Annotated in this window: 18 protein-coding genes; 3 read left to right on the top strand and 15 right to left on the bottom strand. The window is 46.3% G+C overall.

All coding sequences use genetic code 11. The features are described from left to right. Positions 1-17 precede the first annotated feature (17 nt). The gene (locus C161_RS17595; protein WP_036671727.1) at positions 18-833 is read right to left on the bottom strand and encodes an SDR family NAD(P)-dependent oxidoreductase; all 816 of its coding nucleotides are present in this window, start codon (positions 831-833) and stop codon (positions 18-20) included. A gap of 248 nt (positions 834-1,081) precedes the next feature. Between C161_RS17595 and C161_RS17600 the strand changes: the two genes are divergently transcribed. Then, positions 1,082-1,741 (top strand): TetR/AcrR family transcriptional regulator, encoded by a 660-nt coding sequence (locus C161_RS17600; RefSeq protein WP_036671728.1) that lies wholly within the window; start codon positions 1,082-1,084, stop codon positions 1,739-1,741. A 130-nt stretch (positions 1,742-1,871) separates the two neighbouring features. Here C161_RS17600 and C161_RS17605 read toward each other — a convergent pair whose 3' ends face one another. The 5 genes from C161_RS17605 to C161_RS17620 form a co-directional block, all read right to left on the bottom strand. After that, the gene (locus tag C161_RS17605) at positions 1,872-2,933 is read right to left on the bottom strand and encodes an LLM class flavin-dependent oxidoreductase (RefSeq protein ID WP_036612299.1); all 1,062 of its coding nucleotides are present in this window, start codon (positions 2,931-2,933) and stop codon (positions 1,872-1,874) included. A gap of 155 nt (positions 2,934-3,088) precedes the next feature. Continuing rightward, a complete protein-coding gene (locus tag C161_RS32405; protein WP_156946131.1) occupies positions 3,089-3,250 on the bottom strand; it encodes a hypothetical protein in 162 nt (53 codons plus the stop codon). After that, positions 3,247-3,504 (bottom strand): hypothetical protein, encoded by a 258-nt coding sequence (locus tag C161_RS17610; RefSeq protein ID WP_036671730.1) that lies wholly within the window; start codon positions 3,502-3,504, stop codon positions 3,247-3,249. The genes C161_RS32405 and C161_RS17610 overlap by 4 nt, the downstream gene beginning before the upstream one ends. 109 nt (positions 3,505-3,613) lie before the next feature. After that, positions 3,614-4,426, bottom strand: a complete 813-nt coding sequence (locus C161_RS17615; RefSeq protein WP_036671731.1) for a class I SAM-dependent methyltransferase — start codon at positions 4,424-4,426, stop codon at positions 3,614-3,616. 149 nt (positions 4,427-4,575) lie between these two features. Next, a complete protein-coding gene (locus C161_RS17620) occupies positions 4,576-4,917 on the bottom strand; it encodes a zinc ribbon domain-containing protein YjdM (RefSeq protein ID WP_036612305.1) in 342 nt (113 codons plus the stop codon). 235 nt (positions 4,918-5,152) lie between these two features. Between C161_RS17620 and C161_RS17625 the strand changes: the two genes are divergently transcribed. After that, on the top strand, positions 5,153-6,304 hold the full coding sequence (locus C161_RS17625; RefSeq protein ID WP_036671733.1) for a VanZ family protein: 1,152 nt from the start codon (positions 5,153-5,155) through the stop codon (positions 6,302-6,304). 160 nt (positions 6,305-6,464) lie between these two features. Here C161_RS17625 and C161_RS17630 read toward each other — a convergent pair whose 3' ends face one another. The 7 genes from C161_RS17630 to C161_RS17660 form a co-directional block, all read right to left on the bottom strand. Further along, on the bottom strand, positions 6,465-7,922 hold the full coding sequence (locus C161_RS17630; protein WP_036671734.1) for a carboxylesterase/lipase family protein: 1,458 nt from the start codon (positions 7,920-7,922) through the stop codon (positions 6,465-6,467). Between the two features lie 278 nt (positions 7,923-8,200). Further along, positions 8,201-9,295, bottom strand: a complete 1,095-nt coding sequence (locus C161_RS17635) for a metallophosphoesterase family protein (RefSeq protein WP_036671735.1) — start codon at positions 9,293-9,295, stop codon at positions 8,201-8,203. Beyond that, a complete protein-coding gene (locus tag C161_RS17640) occupies positions 9,295-9,633 on the bottom strand; it encodes a DMT family transporter (protein WP_051447260.1) in 339 nt (112 codons plus the stop codon). Before C161_RS17640 ends, C161_RS17635 begins: the two co-directional genes overlap by 1 nt. Then, positions 9,630-10,400, bottom strand: coding sequence for an HAD family hydrolase (locus tag C161_RS17645; RefSeq protein WP_235193851.1), 771 nt, complete (start codon positions 10,398-10,400; stop codon positions 9,630-9,632). The genes C161_RS17640 and C161_RS17645 overlap by 4 nt, the downstream gene beginning before the upstream one ends. 95 nt (positions 10,401-10,495) lie before the next feature. Beyond that, a complete protein-coding gene (locus C161_RS17650) occupies positions 10,496-11,869 on the bottom strand; it encodes an ABC transporter substrate-binding protein (RefSeq protein ID WP_036671736.1) in 1,374 nt (457 codons plus the stop codon). A gap of 37 nt (positions 11,870-11,906) precedes the next feature. Next, the gene (locus tag C161_RS17655) at positions 11,907-12,776 is read right to left on the bottom strand and encodes a carbohydrate ABC transporter permease (protein WP_051447264.1); all 870 of its coding nucleotides are present in this window, start codon (positions 12,774-12,776) and stop codon (positions 11,907-11,909) included. Between the two features lie 35 nt (positions 12,777-12,811). After that, positions 12,812-13,687, bottom strand: coding sequence for a carbohydrate ABC transporter permease (locus C161_RS17660; protein WP_036671737.1), 876 nt, complete (start codon positions 13,685-13,687; stop codon positions 12,812-12,814). A gap of 198 nt (positions 13,688-13,885) precedes the next feature. Between C161_RS17660 and C161_RS17665 the strand changes: the two genes are divergently transcribed. Further along, positions 13,886-14,458, top strand: coding sequence for a GbsR/MarR family transcriptional regulator (locus C161_RS17665; RefSeq protein ID WP_036671739.1), 573 nt, complete (start codon positions 13,886-13,888; stop codon positions 14,456-14,458). 226 nt (positions 14,459-14,684) lie between these two features. Here the strand turns inward: C161_RS17665 and C161_RS31610 are convergent, their stop codons facing one another. Together C161_RS31610 and C161_RS17675 are read right to left on the bottom strand one after the other, a co-directional pair. Continuing rightward, positions 14,685-18,281, bottom strand: a complete 3,597-nt coding sequence (locus C161_RS31610; protein ID WP_051449792.1) for an S-layer homology domain-containing protein — start codon at positions 18,279-18,281, stop codon at positions 14,685-14,687. Positions 18,282-18,785: 504 nt separating this feature from the next. Continuing rightward, complete coding sequence (locus C161_RS17675) at positions 18,786-19,943, bottom strand: glycerate kinase family protein (RefSeq protein ID WP_036671740.1); 1,158 nt, start codon at positions 19,941-19,943, stop codon at positions 18,786-18,788. Position 19,944: the final 1 nt, after the last annotated feature.

The following is a 19,944-nucleotide window of genomic DNA, read 5'->3' on the forward strand; positions in this document are numbered from 1 at the left end:
TCTACCCTCTACCCTAATCAGGCTTGTAATTTTTCTGCTTTACCATCCTTCGAACGTGGACGGAGCATACTTCCTACGATTCGCAACATCAACTTGCGTGGCACGAGGCGGGTGAACTGCGCTGTCCAGTAATTACCGGCCCCCGGCACAGCATAAGGTTTGCCTGACTCGAGTGCACTCATGGCCACCGCCACGACATGCTCAGGGGTATCACGTTTACCCACCGAGGCTTCATCAGCACCCACTACATCAAAGAACGAAGTCTCGGTTGAACCTGGGCATAGTGCCAAAAACTGAACGCCACGCTTCCTGTTTTCTTCGTATAATGCCTCTGTAAAAGAAAGTACAAATGCCTTCGTTGCTCCATACACAGCCATATACGGATCAGGTTGAAAGGCAGCCGTCGAAGAGACATTAATGACAGCACCATTTTTCTTCTGTAACATGCCTGGCAAGAAAAGATGCGTCATGTTTGTCAAGGCGAGCACGTTCAACATAATTTCCTCCTGCTGCCGGGAACCATCCACCTGTTCAAAACATCCATGGGTAGCAAATCCCGCATTGTTAATCAGCATATCGATGTGTATTCCCCGATTCTGACATTCCTCATATACGTTCTGAGGTGCCTCTACTTCGGAAAGATCCGATACGATTACCTCAGCCCTTACTTGATATGTACGTTCTATACGTTCTGCCAATTGATTCAGTTTGGATTCTGTTCTGGCCACCAGCACAATATTTTTACCCTTGGAAGCCATTTCGAGGGCAAAAATTTCCCCAATACCTGAAGAAGCACCTGTAATAAGTACCCATTGATGCTGTTCCTTTATCATCTCTCATCCATCCTCTGTGCATAATTTAAACGGTGTTTTCTTTAGGAAACACTGTTTCTGTATAGAATCATCGTAACCAAAATCCATGACGCTATCAAATACATTTGTTAAATTTGGATCTAGAACGTGGTTCTTACTTACTAAATTCGGATTAAATTGACGTCATCCGGCGTAAAACAGTAGAATGACCTTAAGAAAAGGAAACGTAGTTTCTGTTCAACAACAATACGGTTACGAGGATGAAATCAATGAAGGATCTTAATTCGGGTTCCACGGAATCTGCACATACGGTAACAACCTTTCAGGAAGCCAGACTGCAGCACTCGGATAATTTGAGACAAAATATTGTGCATGCTGCTGCTGCTTTACTGCAAGAGCATGGACCGGAAGCTGTCACAGTACGCCGTGTAGCTGAACGCATGGAGTGCTCCACCAAAATCATATATAACCTTTTTGGCAAAAAAGAAGGGTTAGCCAAACATCTATATTTAGAGGGATGCTCCCTCATGGCCCAGCGATTTGAAACTATCCCCCGGCAGGCATCGTTCGAACAATATTTCCGTGATCTGGCCCACGTCTACTGGGACTTCGGCATTTCTCAATCCAGCTTCTATCAGCTGATGTTTGGAGGATCTTTTTCCGAATTCAAACCAGATGGAGAGACCTTACAGGGTACAGCAACTGCACTGAAACAAGTGTCTGCCTTGGTTGAGGTAGCAATTGAACAGGGAATGCTTCAGGTGCAAGATCCCCTGCTTGCGGTTCGGATGATCTGGGCTCCCTTACACGGTGTTATTCATCTGTATTTGGGAGGCCATATTGAGAGCGAAGAAGCTGCCAAAACCCTCTATGATCATACGTTGTCCATGGTTATACACTCCCTTGTGAGTACATCTGCGAATGGGTAAGCATTACATCTGTGCTGTTTTAGATACTTTTAGAAGATAAACAAAAAGGAGCAGCCCCATTGGCGTAATACGCCTAGGGCATGCTCCTTTGTTTTGTTGACTCATCTAGTTCCGTAACGGTTTCAGTCGATTAACGTGCCTCTTCGTTCTCAGCTTCCCAACGTGCAATTTCTTTACGCACGATTGGAGCGACTTCTTTACCAAGCAGTTCGATCGCTCTCATGACCTCGTTGTGCGGCATGGTGCCGAGTGGGGTGTGCAACATGAAGCGTGTAATCCCAACTTCTTTGCGCAGATAAATAATTTTCTGAGCTACGGTCTCCACATCACCTACATACAATGCACCTTCCAGGCTGCGTGCTGCATCAAATGTCGCACGGCTGTAGTGTCCCCATCCACGTTCACGGCCCAGTATGTTCATGACCGCTTGCGCTGGCGGGAAGAATTTCTCAACGGCTTCGTCTGTTGTATCGGCAATGAAGCCGTGAGAGTGAGAAGCAACGGTCAGCTTGGAAGCATCATGTCCTGCATGTGCAGCTGCTTTCTTGTACAGCTCCACCAGTGGTGCGAATTGCACCGGACGACCACCGATAATGGCAAGCACCAATGGCAGACCGAGCAGTCCTGCACGAACTACGGATTCCTGATTACCGCCACTGCCAATCCATACCGGAAGTTTCTCCTGTACCGGGCGCGGGTAGATGCCCAGATTGTTAAAGGAAGGACGGTGTTTGCCTTCCCAGGTTACTTTTTCCGAATCACGCAGTTTGAGAAGCAAATCGAGTTTCTCGTCGAATAACTCATCGTAGTCGTTCAGATCATAGCCAAACAGTGGGAACGATTCGATAAATGATCCCCGCCCTGCCATAATCTCTGCACGCCCGTTCGAAATGCCGTCCAGTGTCGCAAAATCCTGATAGACCCGTACCGGATCATGCGATGACAGCACGGTTACCGCACTCGTCAAGCGAATATTCTTGGTCTGTGAAGCTGCGGCCGCCAGAATGACAGCTGGTGATGAAGCGGCGTAGTCGGCACGATGATGTTCTCCCACGCCATATACATCCAGACCTACCTGATCTGCCAAAACAATCTCTTCAACAACATCCCGAATACGCTGCGCATGACTGATAAGTTCTCCTGTTTTTACATCCGGATTCGTCTCCACAAATGTACTAATTCCGATTTCCATTGTCTGTTCCTCCCTGGTATGAAGCGATCCGTTGTTCATCTTACCTATTGTAAGTAGATCACCTTTTGTTATGTATCTTAATATTGAACTATTTTGATGAAAAACACAAGTACCCCCTGTTTCCAGAGGGCACATTTATGTTTATTTTCTATAGATTACAGCTTATCTATACTTAGTTCCATCAGGTTGGCATTAATTACAACACCGGTCTGTTTCATAAAATTAAATCCCAGAATTCCGTCAATCTCCAAACCATAATCCATATTTCCTATTTCAACTTGAAATTCATTAATCGTTGTTCCATCTGAAATTTTCATCGAGGACCTCTCATGCCAACATATCGTTCTCTTGCCACAACTTCTGGACGTGAAGTGTGAAAAAAGCAGTATTCCCGTCTGGGATCTTCCTGATGCAATTCACCATAACGTTTTAGTGCCTTTGTAGAATCATCAAATGAATCAATCACTGCCATCTCTTCAATATAACGCCGGCCTTCTCTAGAATGCGCCTTGGTTGCCTCAAAAACGACCCACTCATTAGGGAATCGCTCCTGAACTTCCTTCCATTGCATAGTGACACCTCCAGACCATTAGATAGAGATATTATATCATGTGGAAACAGTATTCCACGGGCTGAAATTCTAAAATACATAGATTTTTAGAGCATTGCCTGTAAGTCTATTATTTCTTCCTCCCGATGTACAGCAGATGAGACGAGATTCCCAATATGGAAGGGTCTTTGGCGGCTTCAATCATATATTGCATAAGTTCATCATACTCGCCACGCTCTTTCCAGTATTGCTGCTGCTCGTCCGTAAACATCGCTCTAAGGCTGGATGAACCAATCAAATCAACGGTTTCAAATCCATGTTGCTCCATGAAGGGTGTAACGTCCTGAATATTAAAATAGTATGCTCCCGTAAATCGTCCTTGATCCTGATGATCGAATATACCATTTTCCACAAAAGAACGGATGGCTGCCATGTTATCATTCGGCTTCCAATGCTGCGGGGATTGCAGCGAATTGATACTCATGCGCATTCGGCTCTGCATGGCTACAAACACCACGCCCCCTCGCTTGGTCACACGGTACAGCTCCTGTACAGCAGCCGTGCGCTCTTCGTCTGTCTGCAGATGGTATAACGGCCCCAGCATGAGGGACGCATTGTACGTCTCGTCAGCCATACCAGAGAGCGAAGTGGCATCGAGAACATGGAACCCATCGAATTGCTGTGTCAAACCAAACTCCTGAGCCTTTTGCCTCGCAGTATCCACGGAGGAAGGTGTCAGATCCGATAAAGTGACCTTGTACCCCAGCTTCGCAAGCTCAATGGCATACTTCCCTGGTCCTGCGCCATTATCCAGAATACAACCAGTAGCGGGGAGATGTTCCCTGATGTAATGCATGTTAATGATGAATTCAATTGGTTCCCGCTCCAGTCTGCCCCACTCATCAAACCCGGAATAATATTCAATAATGTGATCTCTCTTCATCGCTCTGACACCTGCCCTTTTCTTATATGTAGACTACTCATCCATGTTCAAAAAAATTAAATTCCAACCAGTATATATCTACTAAATATTTCCTGTCAAACAAAAAACGTTCAATTCCCATTGAATGCGGAACTGAACGTTTCTCGATCTTATATCTTTTTCACAAACTCAGACTTCAGCTTCATCGCACCCAAGCTGTCAATCTTGCAATCAATATCATGATCCCCATCAATCAGGCGGATATTCTTCACCTTCGTGCCCTGTTTGACTACAAGCGAGCTACCTTTTACCTTCAGATCTTTAATGACGGTAACGGTATCGCCATCACTTAGTACATTTCCGTTGGCATCGCGGATTACTTTTGTATCCTCTGCGTTATCATTGTCTGCTTCCAAAGACCATTCATGCGCGCACTCTGGGCAAACCAACAGGTTACCATCCTCGTACGTGTACTCTGAATTACATTTGGGGCAGTTAGGCAAATTAGACATATGTATTAAACTCTCCATTCTACGATTGGCATTCCCGCAAGTATACGGGATTTCGACGGTATATTCCATACGCTTGGTCACTGCATGGATGGATTTAAACCAAATTTAAGGTTCATGCATCCCTCACTTTAAGGGTAACTACTTATGATGTAACTATTAGATACGCACTACACATACATGAATTTTAATGTCTCTATGAATGTTATTATACTTAAAACCAAAGGAGTTACTACTCATGTCCTCATATGTTTTCCCTGTGCAAATGGCTTTTTTGATCTTTGTTGTTGCGGCCATGTTTTTGCTGGTGCCGTGGTTGATCTACGGGTATCGTAAAGACGGTTTCTTCAGCTGGTCACGGTTTGGCATCAGCTTTTCGTTTATCTTTTATATTCTGGCCGCCTATTGCCTCGTCATTCTCCCGTTTCCGACTACGCGAGATACCTGTGCGCAGCAAGCCGCTGACACGATCTACTACAATCTGGTTCCATTCACTTTTGTCAAAGACATCATGAAGGAAACACCCATTGTATGGACCCAGCCTTCCAGCTATCTCAGCATGATTCAAGGAAGAGCCTTTCTGCAAGTATTGTTTAACGTCCTGCTTCTCATGCCGCTGGGTGTATATATCCGTTATTTTTTTCAAAAGAGATCATTCTGGAAGTACGCCCTGCTTGGTGGATTCGGGCTTTCCTTATTCTTCGAGATCACTCAAATCACCGGATTCTACGGGTATTATAATTGTCCTTACCGCCTCTTCGATGTAGATGATCTGTTATTGAATACTTCGGGAGCAGTCATTGGATTTTTCACAGCGCCCATCCTGCTTGCTTTATTCCCATCACGTGCAAGCATTCAGGCGAAGAGTGAACAGATCGTGGAGCAAAACCGAGTGTATACTATGCCTCAATTGCTCGCGTTAATTATTGATGGAATCATTGTTGTCTTCCTTTCGATTCTAATATCAATCTTCACAGCATCTGATGTGATCAGTGATGCGCTAAGTACATCCATTGCTATGGTCATTGTACTGTTCTTCATACCTTGGGTGCGAAATGGGGTAACTCCAGGCTCGGCCATCTTGCGATTCCGCTATGTGAATCGTCAGACCGGCACACCTACCAGTGAATCGTTATTCAAAAGATTTGCCGCACTCTATGTTCCATGGCTGCTCGTTACGATCATTCGCTTGGTCAACGATTATGCTTTTTCAGGTCATCAGGATGTTATGCTTCAGCCTTATCAAATGTGGATCTCACTGGGGACATTCGGCATCTATATGTTAGTCTACGCCGTGCTCTTTGTTCATGTCTTGATCGTGCTCTTCTCCCGTGGAAAACGTTCCTTCTACTTCGATGAGGTGTCCCGCACACGTGCCTCTCGTAAATAATGTTTGGAGTATAACGGCACAATGTACCTCTTCAGTGCTTACGTTCTGCTTATTATTCAGCCGGATTACAAAAAGAGGACGTTCATTATGAGATGAACGTCCTCTTTTGATCGGGCGCATAGCAGTTATTCAGAGTATCTATTCAAATAATCAGCCTGGATTATAACCCTAACAGCTCTCGCTTGGCTGCATCCGGATCATGTATGACCTCAATCTCATGGTTGAAGATTAGTGTCGCACGATCCTGCTCATATTCAGGCCAGTTCACACCTGCAACTTCAGGTTGGCCATTCTTGGCAAAGGAAATCCAGGCATCCTGTACCTTGAGGGCAAGTGCCGCCGCGGCTTCATCCGGCTCCGCATTCATGAATTTGAGGACATGCAGTGTATTAAACACAAAGAACATTTCGATGCTGTGAATCGCTCTTTTTAACAAGGGATGTTCTGGCATCACCCAATCAAATCGATACATCCACACCGGGGCATACTTCTGCTGTGCCGCAGCATATTGCAGCGCTGACCGCCAGAAGAACATATCGGTCATGACTTGGGCTTGTCCATCTGCCGTTTTTGGATAACTATCCGCGATGGCTACCCGGTTCTCCAGATCTGGCGTCATAAAGTCTACGCCCTGAACCATATCGATTTCTTTTGAAAAAGGCACATGTGGCTGGATGAACAGCGCACCCTCGTGTAATGTCGTACCAATCAGCACCGGAATATCCTGCGCTGAGCCTTCGCTCACTGCCTGAAGTGGCACCTGTGGTAGTGTCTGCCCATCCAATACAGGTTGGAAGAATAATGCCATACCTGCCCCGCTCTGCTGTTTGACCGTTTCACCGGCTGCAATAATCTGCTCTACAGGAATTGTATTTAACTTCTGCAGGTTGTCCCCGTCCACCCCAAGAATCTTTAACATCCCTTCCCGCAACGCTGAAGCTTGCTCTGCCGGCATGAACTGGGATGCACCACTCTCCATAATGGCACGTTGGAACAGTCCTTTAGCCGCTGGCATCGCCATCAGTGCTGCAATACTCATGCTACCTGCTGATTCGCCGAACACCGTAACTTGATCTGGGTTACCACCAAAAGCAGAGATATTATCCTTCACCCACTGTAATGCCGCAACCTGATCCAGCAGACCTGCATTGGATACATATGAATCACCTAATGGAGCCATATGCAGGAAACCCAAAGGTCCTAATCGGTAGTTGATCGTCACAACGATGACGTCCCCCCGAACCGCTAACTGTGTACCATCATACATCGGCTGGCTACCTGAACCTGTTACAAAGGAACCACCGTGAATCCATACCATGACCGGCAGTGGTGTTGCTCTTTTTCCCTTAGGTGCCCAGATGTTCAGATATAAACTATCTTCTGACTCATTCGGAATTTCTGTCTGGCCTTCTGGTTGATGATTTCGTGGTTGTATATTCTCAGGTCCAAATTGAGTGGCCTGTCTGATTCCATCCCATGACTCGGGCCGTACCGGAGCCTTGAAACGCAGCTCACCTACCGGAGGTTTCGCATAGGGAATGCCTTTCCATACACTTGCGTCGTGCAAAAGTTCGCCTTGAACGGTACCATATGTCGTTTGAACTTGAAGTTCTCTCATGCCACTTCTACTTCCTCTCCGTAAATAGGTTAGACTAACGATGAATGAGTTCATGTGTACTTATTTGAGTATAGTTTGTTGTCATACCCATTTACAACTTTACCCAACTCTAGCCTCCCCTGCTACGTTTCACGTGGAACTTTATGGGGTGGATGATCTGATATATATCTTTAAGATGAACACCAAAAAGGCCACCCATTAAGCAATGTCATCAAGTTTAACTTGTCTTAATGGCATTGACCCTTAGAGTAACCCTTTCCTTTTCACCACCCAAATAACTACCCTTTTACAGGATAACGCACCGTAAACTCAGCACCCTCAATCCATTCGCTCGTAACAAAGTTCCGCCCCTTTACAACCACTCGATCCTTATAAACCTCCACATGAAGCCCTTCGCTGCCCTCCAGATGTTCATCCTGATCCGTCCATAGATAACCTACAGACGACGCATTGAACATGGTTGGCATGTGGCCTGCACCATCGTACATCGTATGCTGTGCTTCCAGTTGCCAATGGGTATGACCGGAGAAGAGAATCACTTGCGGGTAATTGGCCAGAACGACCTTGAGTTCCGCATCCTGATTCACACCATACCATCCCTGTTCCTTCAGCGATCCTGCTACCGTATCCATAAGCGGCTGGTGTAAGAATAGGAAGATGGGATGATCGAGTGTTGCATGCTCAGACAACTTCGCATCCAGCCACTCCAATTGTTCGAACGACATATCGCAATCCTTCGGATGAGGTTGCTCGGTGCCCAGGAATATATAATGATACCCATCAATCCAATGGTCGTGGTAAGAGCCCTTCATGCCTGTCGTCCTTTCAAAATCACTTAATCGACGCTGCCACAACCCTGCGACTGTAATGGGGTCTACTCCTGAAGAGATCGGTCCCCCGTCTTGGTCCACCTGCTCCGAAGGTGCAGCAGACAACGTATAGGTTCCACCGGATAACTGCTCAATCAGTGCAGCTGATTCAGCAGCGGTTTGTTTAGTGACCAGCTCTATATCTGCTTCCTGCTCCAACAACTCGGCTACTTCATCCTCTTTCATCTCAAGCAAAACGATCGGCGGATCTTGCCATACCACGGCTCCAATATCATGATTACCTACCGTGTAACGAATATCCGGCAAACTCTCCGCATGTTGCTTCCATATGCGTTGCAACTCACGATATTCGCTCGGCAGCCCCCGATCTGTCACATCGCCCACATGCATAATCCCGCTGCTCCCCTGACTAAATGTAGCTATGTCGGCTAATGCTTGGTCCAGATGCCGGTTATGAATATGGTCTGCCTCATCTCGCACATGTGTGTCTGTAATGACCTGGAAGCTGGCAATAGGTTGCTCCGGTGTATGTTCATTTCTCATCAAGAATCACTCCATTTCAGTCCAATAATGCCAATCAGAATAAAACCGATCCAGACCATCGACGTGAGCCGCAGACGTTCACCAAAATAGTAATGCCCTACGACGCCAATAAGCGTAATGCCCACGCCAGACCAGATCGCATAGGCCACAGCCAGCGGCATATACTTCACTGCAAAATTAAGAAATGTAAAGCTTGCGCCATAACAGACAAACATCAACACCGAAGGCCATAACCGCGAGAATCCATCCGATACTTTCAGCAAAATGGTAGCGCTCAGCTCCAGCCCGATGGCCAGTGCCAACAGTACCCAGCCCAAGTAGGCGTGACTGTTTGTCATCGATTCAGCCCACCATTCAGCAATTCATGGAAGGATTGAATCGTTCTATCCGCCAAGCGGATTTTTCCCGGTTCTCCAATGCCCATCCTGTACCCCGCACCAGCGGTTCGTGCCATCTCCATGTCTCCGTCCGTATCTCCAATGACCACGGTATACTGCACGGATACACCCAACCGTTCACAGGCAAGCAGTAGCATATCGGGAAAAGGTTTGCCCCGCTCCACCAGATCTGTACCAATCACCACGTCAAAAAAGGAATCCAGTCCCATCCACTGTAAATGTTTAATTGCACTGGGTGTATCATCTGCCGTCACGACACCCATAGCGACACCTTCGCTACGGCACTGTTCAAGGAATTCTTGAACTCCCGGTAACGGACGTGCCGGACGATGCTGTTCCATCTCTTCCTCCGCTCGCGCCAAACACTCCCGGACTATAATCTTGGCTTCCGCCCAGCTGAGACCCGCACGATATCCATGCCACGTCAGCACGGCATACACTTCATCCATCGTGCCCATCGCAAGTGGCCCCCGCACGTCATACCCATTCATCCGGCCTTGGTCATCGTGGAATGTACCCCAGATCTGTGGGAATTCCTCTGTATCGATACGAAGTCCCCTGGTCGCCAACTGGTCTCTGAAGTCGTTCAACACACAATCGGTCCAGAACCCCCACATGCCCGTAAAATCAAGTAATGTCCCGTCCTTGTCGAACAAAACGGCTTCAATCGGATTTGGTAATCCGTCCACATACATCTCATCTTGCATTGGTTAAACTCCTTGTCTGCGATCTTGTATGAACGGAAAGGACGGTACAGCATGTACCGCCCTTATCGCGTGAGTCAATTGCCTGTATACGTTTCTTATTTCGTTACCCGATCCAGTTCCTTCTGTGCTTTCTCTTTCGCTTCCTTCAGCGCTTGTTCCGCTGGCATATTATTGATCTGTACCTGATCAGCTGCATCTTTTAAAGCATCATTGATCTTGCCACCCGTTGGATCCTGGAAGGGAGCCGAAGCGTGAGCTGCCTGTTGCAGTGGTACGGTGATCTGTGGATTTTCCTCACTGAATTTCATGAACTCTGGATCTTGTTGGGCCGATTGACGTACTGCGATATATCCGGTGTTCATGGACCATGAAGCTGTGTTCGAAGTTTCAGAGAAATACGTAAGCCATTTATAAGCTGCCTGCTGTTGCTCTGGACTCGCTGCTGACGGAATACCTGCCGAAATGGCACTTGCTACCGGTTTTCCTTCACCAATACCTTCCCAGCCTGGTTGTTGCATCGCAGCGACTACGCTAAAGTCCAAGTCGCCTTGGTCACCACTAGATCCGGTATAACCTGCTGCTTTATTTTTCATCACATCATCAATCGTTTTGTACCAGTACTCCCAGCCCTGACCTCCATAATGAATGCCCATAATCTTGTCTTCGTTAATCCATTTACGGAACAACTCCCATGTCTCGATCCATTCCGGAGAGTCGATCATAACGGTTTTGCCATCGTCGCTAAGAATCTGTCCGCCCTTACCCAGCACGGCATCAATCATATTGTCTCTACCCCACATCGGTTCCCAACCATAGAAGGTGGTCTTGCCATTTTCTTGTTTGCTCATCTTCGCAGCCGCCTCAGCCAGCTTCTCCCATGTCGTCAGAGTTGCTGGGTCGATTCCGTTCTCCTTGAACGTATCCATACGGTAGTACATGATCTGAGTTGTACCGTACATTGGCAAAAAGTATTGCTTTCCATCCACCTGTCCTTGGTTCAGGAATGTCTGAATGAAATCATCTTTCTTAAAATTCGAATCAGCTGCAATCATCTCATCCATGGGTGCATAATATCCTTTGCGTGCCCAGTCTATATTGGAGCTGAGTACAGCGGCTGGAACCTTCTTGGAAGCAATTGCTGCTTGCAGCTTCTGTTCCGTTTCCGTGTAATCTGCTTGTACAATCCCTTTTACAACGACTTCGTTCTGGGAGGCGTTGAACGCATCAATCGTCTTTTTCATGTTATCGCCCAGATTACCACCCAGACCATACCAGAACTCAATCTCCACCGGATCTTTCGCCTGAGCTTCGGTTCCACTGGCAGCAGCCGTCGTGCCTGATTCTGCGGGTGCTTGTGTTCCACAAGCCGTCAGTAGAGCAAAGCTGGTCGCGAGTACCAGCGACATGCCACCCTTCCAGTTCAACCTCAATCTCTTTTTCCATGTCATGCTTGCCTGACTCCAATTCATTGTTGTTCCTCCCGTTTTAGGTGAATGGTAGTGCATATCAGTTCTTGTTCACACCAGCCGTAATATTCACGCTCTGCATGATCGTCTTCTGGGTGAACAGGAAGAGAATAAGTAGGGGTGCGATGGTGAAGGCACTCGCAGCCATAATCTGAGGCCAAGCAAGTCCATATGCCCCGCCTTCTACAAAGAAGCTGCGCAGACCCGCCGATACCAGCTGTAAATCAGGGTCTTTGGTGATGAGCATAGGCCAAAAATAGTTGTTGTACTGTTCAATAAACGTAATCAGCACCATCACGGCGAAGCTTGAGCGAACAAGCGGCGTGATAATCGTCCAGAGAATCCGGAAGTGAGATGCACCGTCCAGCTGTCCGGCTTCCACCAATTCATGAGATACCTGCATGAACGCCTGCCGGATCAGGAAGATCGAGAACACGCTGACACAGTTGGATACAATCAAGCCTGTGTAGGAATCCAGCAGGTTAAGTTCGCTAAGTACCAGGTAACTAGGCAGATACACGGCCGTACTCGGTATCATATAACCCACCAGAATCAGGGATGTCAGTACACCTTTGAGACGGAATTTCATATGTGTCAGGGCGTACGCCATCATACTGGAGTTGACGATCTGAAATAGACAGATAGCTAAAGCCACCCCGGTACTGTTCAGGATGTAACGGGCAAATGGTGCCGCATTCCAGGCATCCACATAGTTGCTCCACAGGAACGTCTCCGGCCAGAAGGTCGGCGGAAACTGCCAGATCTCATCATTGGTTTTGAATCCGCTAATGACCATCCAATAGAAGGGAAAGGCTGTACCCAGCGCGATAATGGCTAACAGAAGGTAGCGAATCAATTTACTTAATTTAAAATTCGGTTGTGACACGTTCTGCAACTCCTTGCGCTTCATCCGTTTAGACTTTTTGTTGGGCAATGTCATTGTCATTAGTAGTGCACCAGACGTCTGCCAAGCAGGAAGGATACTCCCGACAGCAACACGCAGATCAGAATGATCACAACGGCGATGGACGAAGCTTCACCTACATTAAAGGATTCGAATGCAGACTGGTAATACATGTACAGCAACGTTCTCGTTGATCCCGCCGGTCCACCCTGCGTCATGACATTGATCTGGTCATAGGCTTGCAAGGACTGGATGGTAAGAATAATTGAGAGAAAAAACGTCGTTGGTGAGATCAGCGGCAATGTGATACTTCTGAACTTATCCCAACCGTTTGCACCATCGATTGAAGCTGCTTCGAGCAGATCGGAAGGTAGATTTCGTAGTGCAACGAGATAAAATACCATCGCCCACCCAATCGACTTCCAGAGCGTGACGATCAGAACAGCAACCAATGCCCAGTCCGCGTCACGCAACCAGCCAATGGGTGATACGCCAACCCAGCCCAGCATAAGATTAGCGAGTCCCACTTCTGGCTCAAAGATCCAGGACCACGCAATGGACACCGCAACTGTCGGGGTGACCCAAGGTGAGAAGAGTAATGTCCGGAAGATGCCGGATGATTTGATCTTGCTATTCATGAGCATCGCAAGTGCCAATCCGCCCACAATAGTTGGGATTACACTTCCAAGTCCGAATAACAAGGTGACTTTCAATGATCGATAGAATTCAGAGTTTGTCAGCAGATAACTGTAATTGTCCAAACCAACAAACAACTTGTCCGGGCTCATGAAGTCCCAATCGGTGAAACTGAGATAAACGATATATCCCAGAGGTCCCAGCCAGAAGATCAGCAATGGGATTAGAGCTGGCAGCGTGAATAGTACCGCCTCAGACTCCCTCCATAGTTTTAAACGCAAATCCCCCACTCCTTACTGTCCAATTTTTCTTTAATGATTGGGAATTTTTGAGTATAATCAGCTTTATATTTATTCTGTACAAAATTGATTGTACACTCGTATTGAAAATTCTAATTCCGGCTTATGTTAAAATTGGAGCAAGTCATGTAAAATATGAGGCAGCTAGTGGGAACGCTATCATAAACCAGAGGTGACATTGTGGGAAAAGAAACCGCCGGGAACCCGAATCATTCTTCGTTACCTGATCGGCATGCGCTGAGGGAGAGAGTCATTGAGGCCATCGCCAATACGATGGATCTATATGGGGTTAATCATACGTTTGGCAAATTATACGGCATCATGTATTTTGAGGATCGACCGATGACACTTGAAGAGATGAAAAACTCGATGAATATGAGCAAGAGCAACATGAGCTATGCGGTTCGTTCGCTTACAGAATCACAGATGATCTATAAACTGGAGGAAAAGAAGGAGCGCCAGGATCAATATCTGGCTGAGACCGACTTCTATCGTACGTTCCAGAATTTCTTCGGGGCCAAGCTCCAACGGGAAGTAGATGTCATGTTAGAAGGCATTCGTGAGGTCATTCCTGACCTGTCGGCAATGATCCTTTCGGAACATACCTCGTCCAAAGATCGAGAGGATGCACTGCGTGATCTGCACAAACTCCAACATGCGGAGCAATACTACGTCTGGTTACAAGGATTCGTGGATCAGTTGCGGGATGGTAAGTTTTACGAGAATGCTTCACACACGCCCGATAAAGAGTAGTACAACTGCGTGAACAGAATAACTAATGGGTGATCAAGCGCTAACCAACCTAGACCAATGTTAAGTCACACTAAAGCGCAAAAAGGAGCTGTTCCTAGCCAATGTATGGCTTTTGGAACAGCTCTTTTTTTATTCTATCTATTGTATCGTCATATCCTATCCGTCATTAGGGGTTCTCTTTTCCATATGCTACTGCGTTAATGACCCCTTTTTTCTTTTAAAAATATTACTTTTGCGCTGCGGCTTCAATATCTGCATATGCCCAGTGTGTATCTGGTACATCACTGAACGTTGGCGTAACTGTGCCAGTTAGGGGTGTGCGGTTGAACAATACATTCAACACTTTCACGGCTTCCGCACGTGTCAGCTTGCTATCCGGTTTGAATGTGCCATCGTTGTATCCAACCATCAAGCCAGCCGATTGCACGTATGCAATCGCCTCTGCTGCCCACAGGTCTGCGGATACATCTGTGAAGGACACTGCTGTACCATTCACGGTTGTATTACTCGCTTGTTGCTGCATCCAGCGATACGCAATCGTTGCCATCTGTGCACGGGTAAGCGAACCTTCCGGTGCAAATTGGGTGTTGCTCATGCCGTTCATGATGCCAGCGGATTGCGCTTTTTGAATCTCATTTGTTGCCCAGTGTGTTGCAGATACATCCTTGTAGCTCACGCTATTCGCGGAACTTGCTGCTTCAGTTGGAAGATTACGAGCCAGCATAGCTGCCATCTGTGCACGCGTTACGAATGCATCTGGACGGAAATCTGTACCAAATCCTTGGATGTACGGTTGGTGTGTACTTTGTGAAGCTTTCAGTCCATCCACAACAACGAGGGTGAACGTGCTGAATTTTGTTACGGTAAATTCGATGCCTTCGCTGTTATCCGCGAGTTGCACCAATTTGCCTTGAATCAATTCTTTTGTGCCGTCACTGTGTTCGATGTAGATTGCCAAGTTGTCCAATGCTTGCTGATGAGCAGCCGGATCGGTTGGCAGACTATCACGCAATGGCAACGTGAGTGTCACTTCGCGGCTCTGCATATTCGTGTCGATCTCTACCGGACGAGCCAGTACGCGCACATTCGTATTCGGAGCAACTTGTTGAATCAACTGTTCTTTCTTCGCACGTTCTTCGACTTCTTTACGTTCCGATTCCTTTTTCAGGGGAACCACACGGAAGTACAAGTCTTGATCGAATCCAGTGATGGAATTCGTCGGAACGGAGATCACTACATTTTCAGTGGAGATTTCAAGTTTCAGTGAACCATCATTCAGTTCTTTCACCGCTGCCTTAGGCAGTTCAATACGTGTCTCGGACACGGAATCTTTGGTGTCTGGGATGACAATGCGTGCGGTGTTCATGTTCAATTGCTTCGCTTTTTCAACAGATTCCTTGGCAATCGCTTCGGTCATTTTCACCAGGTCTTTGATCGTGCCGTTGGTTTCGGTTGTACGGGTAATTGGCGTTTTGGTCAGGTTGGTACCATTTGTTCCATTAACGTCAACCACGATCTGCTCTTGTTTCGTTGTTGGTGCAGGTGTAGACGTTACTGGCGTAGTCGTAGATGATCCGCCACCACCACCTGTGTTTCCACCCGGGTTAGGCGTTGGAGTATTTCCATTATCTGTGCTGCTATCACCATTCTGTGTAAAGACAAACTTCACAGCGCGGCCTGGCAGTTCATCGCTGATTGCTTTGTAACGAACCCATACCGTTTTGTTGCCGCTAAGGTCCATTTTTTGAATGAAGGCAACATCAATCCAGTGCAACTTATTGTCGAAGGAAATCTCCATCGTATTGTCCAAGCCTGTTAGGGTGTTATTGATGTCATTCCCCTTCACATTAGGAGCCGTAAAGAATCGGTTAAATACATTTTGTAGATTCCCAACATCCTCATAACTGTCTTGTTCATTTAGGACCCATTCAGCCAATTCCTTCTGGCCTTCAGGACTAAGTTCTGCTCTTTTGGATAAATCAAGAGCGCCTCTAAGATTAAATTTGTACTTGCTGAAGAACGCTTCACCTTTAATCTGATCTTTCATTGCCTTATCAAGCCATTGATCCATTCGCGGTATAGAGGTAGCTTGCTCAAATGAATCGATAGGCATAGAGAGGAGATTCAGGACAATATCAGGCTCAACAATATCCCCTTTAGACACTCCTTCCAACCTTTCGAATGCAACTAGATGCAAGTAATTGAATGCCAGTACACCTTTATCTACTTTGCTGCGTTCCAAATGTTGTTGTCCAATGCTACGTAACACATATGTCTGTTGGTCATTAAAGTGATTAGGTCCATTTACTAATTGCTGAGCGAGCAGATCCAGCTTATTCCTAAGAACACTGAGTTCCCTCTGCTCCCAAACAGATTGTGCCAATACACCAAGTTCAATCATATATTGGACCTGTTCTTTGTTTTTGTAATCTTTATTTACATAGTCGATCAGGAATCCCGCAATGAAATCTCTAACCTGCAAAGACAAAGCACCGTATCCGTTAGGCAGAGTAATACCCAGTTCAGGATCTTCCATAGCTACACGCATAGCCGCTATATTACCATTAGTTTTTGCAGTATTTAAGACAGTCAATGGATCGCTTTCGTTATCATCAGGGAAAAATTTATTAAATGCAGTCTGAATTTCTTCAAAACTTGCATATCCACCAAGTGGTCTCTCATTAAGCATAAGATCAGCCAATTGATCTTGCTCTTCGGATGAGAGGTTTTCCCATTTGCTGATATCCAAAGGGAAACTTCCAAGTGGTTTTTCTTGGTTTTCTTCTTTGGAGTTATACGATTCTATACCTTCTTGAATTTCAAACATCTCATCTAATACTTTCATCATATCTTCTGACGATACTACCTTATTTATAAAAGGAGTATCACTTACTACTGTATCCCTATAACCCAGAATCTTCTTAATGGAAGGGGCCCCTATAATTTTACGCTCATATATATAAGCAGTCATACGTTTTTCAATAGCTGAAGAGTTGAGATACAGATCAATACGTTCATAGTATCCCTCTTCGACACTAGGATAATCAAAATGCAGTTTCCGCTCTGCTAGCTTTCCATAAAATTCATCAAGAACTTTTACGGAGTCTGATCCTCCAATTTTACGGGGAAGTTCCAAGGCTTGCAGAGCCAACTGCACCAGATATTGAACTTGTTCCTTATTCTTGTATCCATCGCTAGTTGGTGGATCAAGATTTAATAAATGTACTGCGATATCAATTTGATCGTCTTCAGATAACGATTTAAAATCAAGCTTGTCTATGAATTGTTCGTTACGAAAAAGGTCTATAACTTCCTGTTTAAAGTCAGAAGTATCGCCCTGATTTATCTTTTTTTTGATTTCGTTAAACTGGTCCAACTCGCTCAGCTGTGTACTAGGGTCGTAAGATTGCATCTGGTACGCAGATTCCAAACCTTTGCCATCATTAACAATTACATTGAAATAGTAAGTTACGCTGTCGCTTAAACCCATAAATTCTCTGGAAAACGTACCGTCTTCAGATTCTGCACCACTAATCCAATCATCGTTCCCATAGTCTAGTGAGTCCCTGATTTCTTCCATGTCTTTCAGGTTAGGATAAACAGAGACGTAGACCTGATATTTTAATTCATATGATGGCGTAGAGGAGTCAGCATATTCCCAATGTACTTCAACATTGTTATCACCCGTAGGCTTGATTGTGATTAGTCCATTATTGCCTGGCACAGGGCTTGAGCCACCTGCACTAACCTTTGCTGCTGGAGCCAGCCATGGTGCTACCAACACCAAGATGAGCATCAAACTAATTATTTTCCTGTAATTCATGTACTTGATCCTCCCTATCTCATGTTTTTTACATATAAATTCAATCCATCTGATACGTAAGGCCTATTGTAGTGCACTGCGATAAACAGAATCTAAACAAAAAGAGCAAATAAAAGGAAAAAGATCCACCCTGTAGTACAAAAACAGGATAGATCTCAACTTTTTTCGCCATAATTCATCATTTTATTTTAAAAAAAGTATTCTTCGGGACCTATATAGCTCCGACTCTTAAATCAAGGTGTACCCGCCATCCACATACAATGTGCTGCCCGTCGTGAACGTATTGGTCATCAGATACGTAACTGTATGTGCAATTTCTTCATTGTGCCATCAAGGGTAAAAATAACGCGAACGACGCGACTTGAACGACAACTATACAATGGAACTTCACGGCAAAAAAAACGAGAGACAGATCACCTGATATCAGGCATACCCGTATCCCGTCTTTGTCACATCACATTTCAATCCGCAATCCGACCCTATACGATCCAGATGGTCACTGACCTAAGAAAGCAACCCCAGCTTCAGTACTCTTGCAATATTCTCGGCGGTACGTTCCACATTCTCCGGGCCTTCTCGCAATAGTCGATCCAGATCTGCTGCTCCAGGCACAATACCAAATATGGCATCAATACCTTCTGCGTAGAGGGTGTCGATCCCTTCGCCCACATAGCCTGCAAGTGCAATCACAGGTTTACCCGCTTCCTTGGCTGCCCGAGCAACACCATAGGGGCTCTTGCCAAATTTCGTTTGGAAGTCGATACCGCCTTCACCCGTAAATACCACATCCGCAGCAATCAACTTTTCACGTAGCTCAGTATATTCAATGACAATCTCAATCCCTTTACGTAACACAGCCTGTGTAAAAATCAAGAGTCCTGCGCCCAATCCACCAGCCGCTCCGGCTCCTTGTACATCTCGGATATCTTTGTGTAGCTGCTGTTTCACCACATCTGCATAATGGGACAGATTCGCATCCAGCTGTTCAACCATCTCTGAAGTTGCCCCTTTTTGTGGTCCGAACACCCTTGATGCGCCATGCTCCCCACATAGGGGATTGGTCACATCACAGGCCACAATGAACTCCACTTCTTGCAAACGCTCATCCAGACCAGATAGATCAATCTGAGCCAGTTGATCCAGAGCCCCGCCACCACGCGCAAGCGGACGACCCTCTGCATCCAGAAACTTCGCACCAAGCGCTTCAGCCATGCCAGCCCCACCATCATTGGTCGCGCTACCACCAATGCCAATGATGATCTTGCGTATGCCAAGGTCCAGACATGCGCGAATCAACTCGCCTGTTCCATAGGTTGTCGTCCGGAGCGGGTCCCGGGTGTCCTTGGTAACCAAGTGGATGCCGCTGGCCGATGCCATCTCGATGGCCGCCGTTGTTCCGCCACCCAGAATGCCATACTGTGCAGTGACTGTCTGCCCCAATGGTCCGCTCACCTCGTGCTGGTGAAGGACGCCGCCGGAAGCGTCCACAAGGGACTGCACCGTACCTTCCCCACCATCTGCCATAGGTACATGAATATAACCTGCCGTCGGATATATTTTACGCAACCCTTTTTCCATCGCGATACATACTTCTTTCGCTGTCATACTTTCTTTGAACGAATCCGGTGCCAGAACAAATGTCTTCTCTCTAGTCTCTCTCATA

It is taken from the genome of Paenibacillus sp. FSL R5-192, assembly GCF_000517845.1.
Classification (GTDB): domain Bacteria; phylum Bacillota; class Bacilli; order Paenibacillales; family Paenibacillaceae; genus Paenibacillus; species Paenibacillus amylolyticus.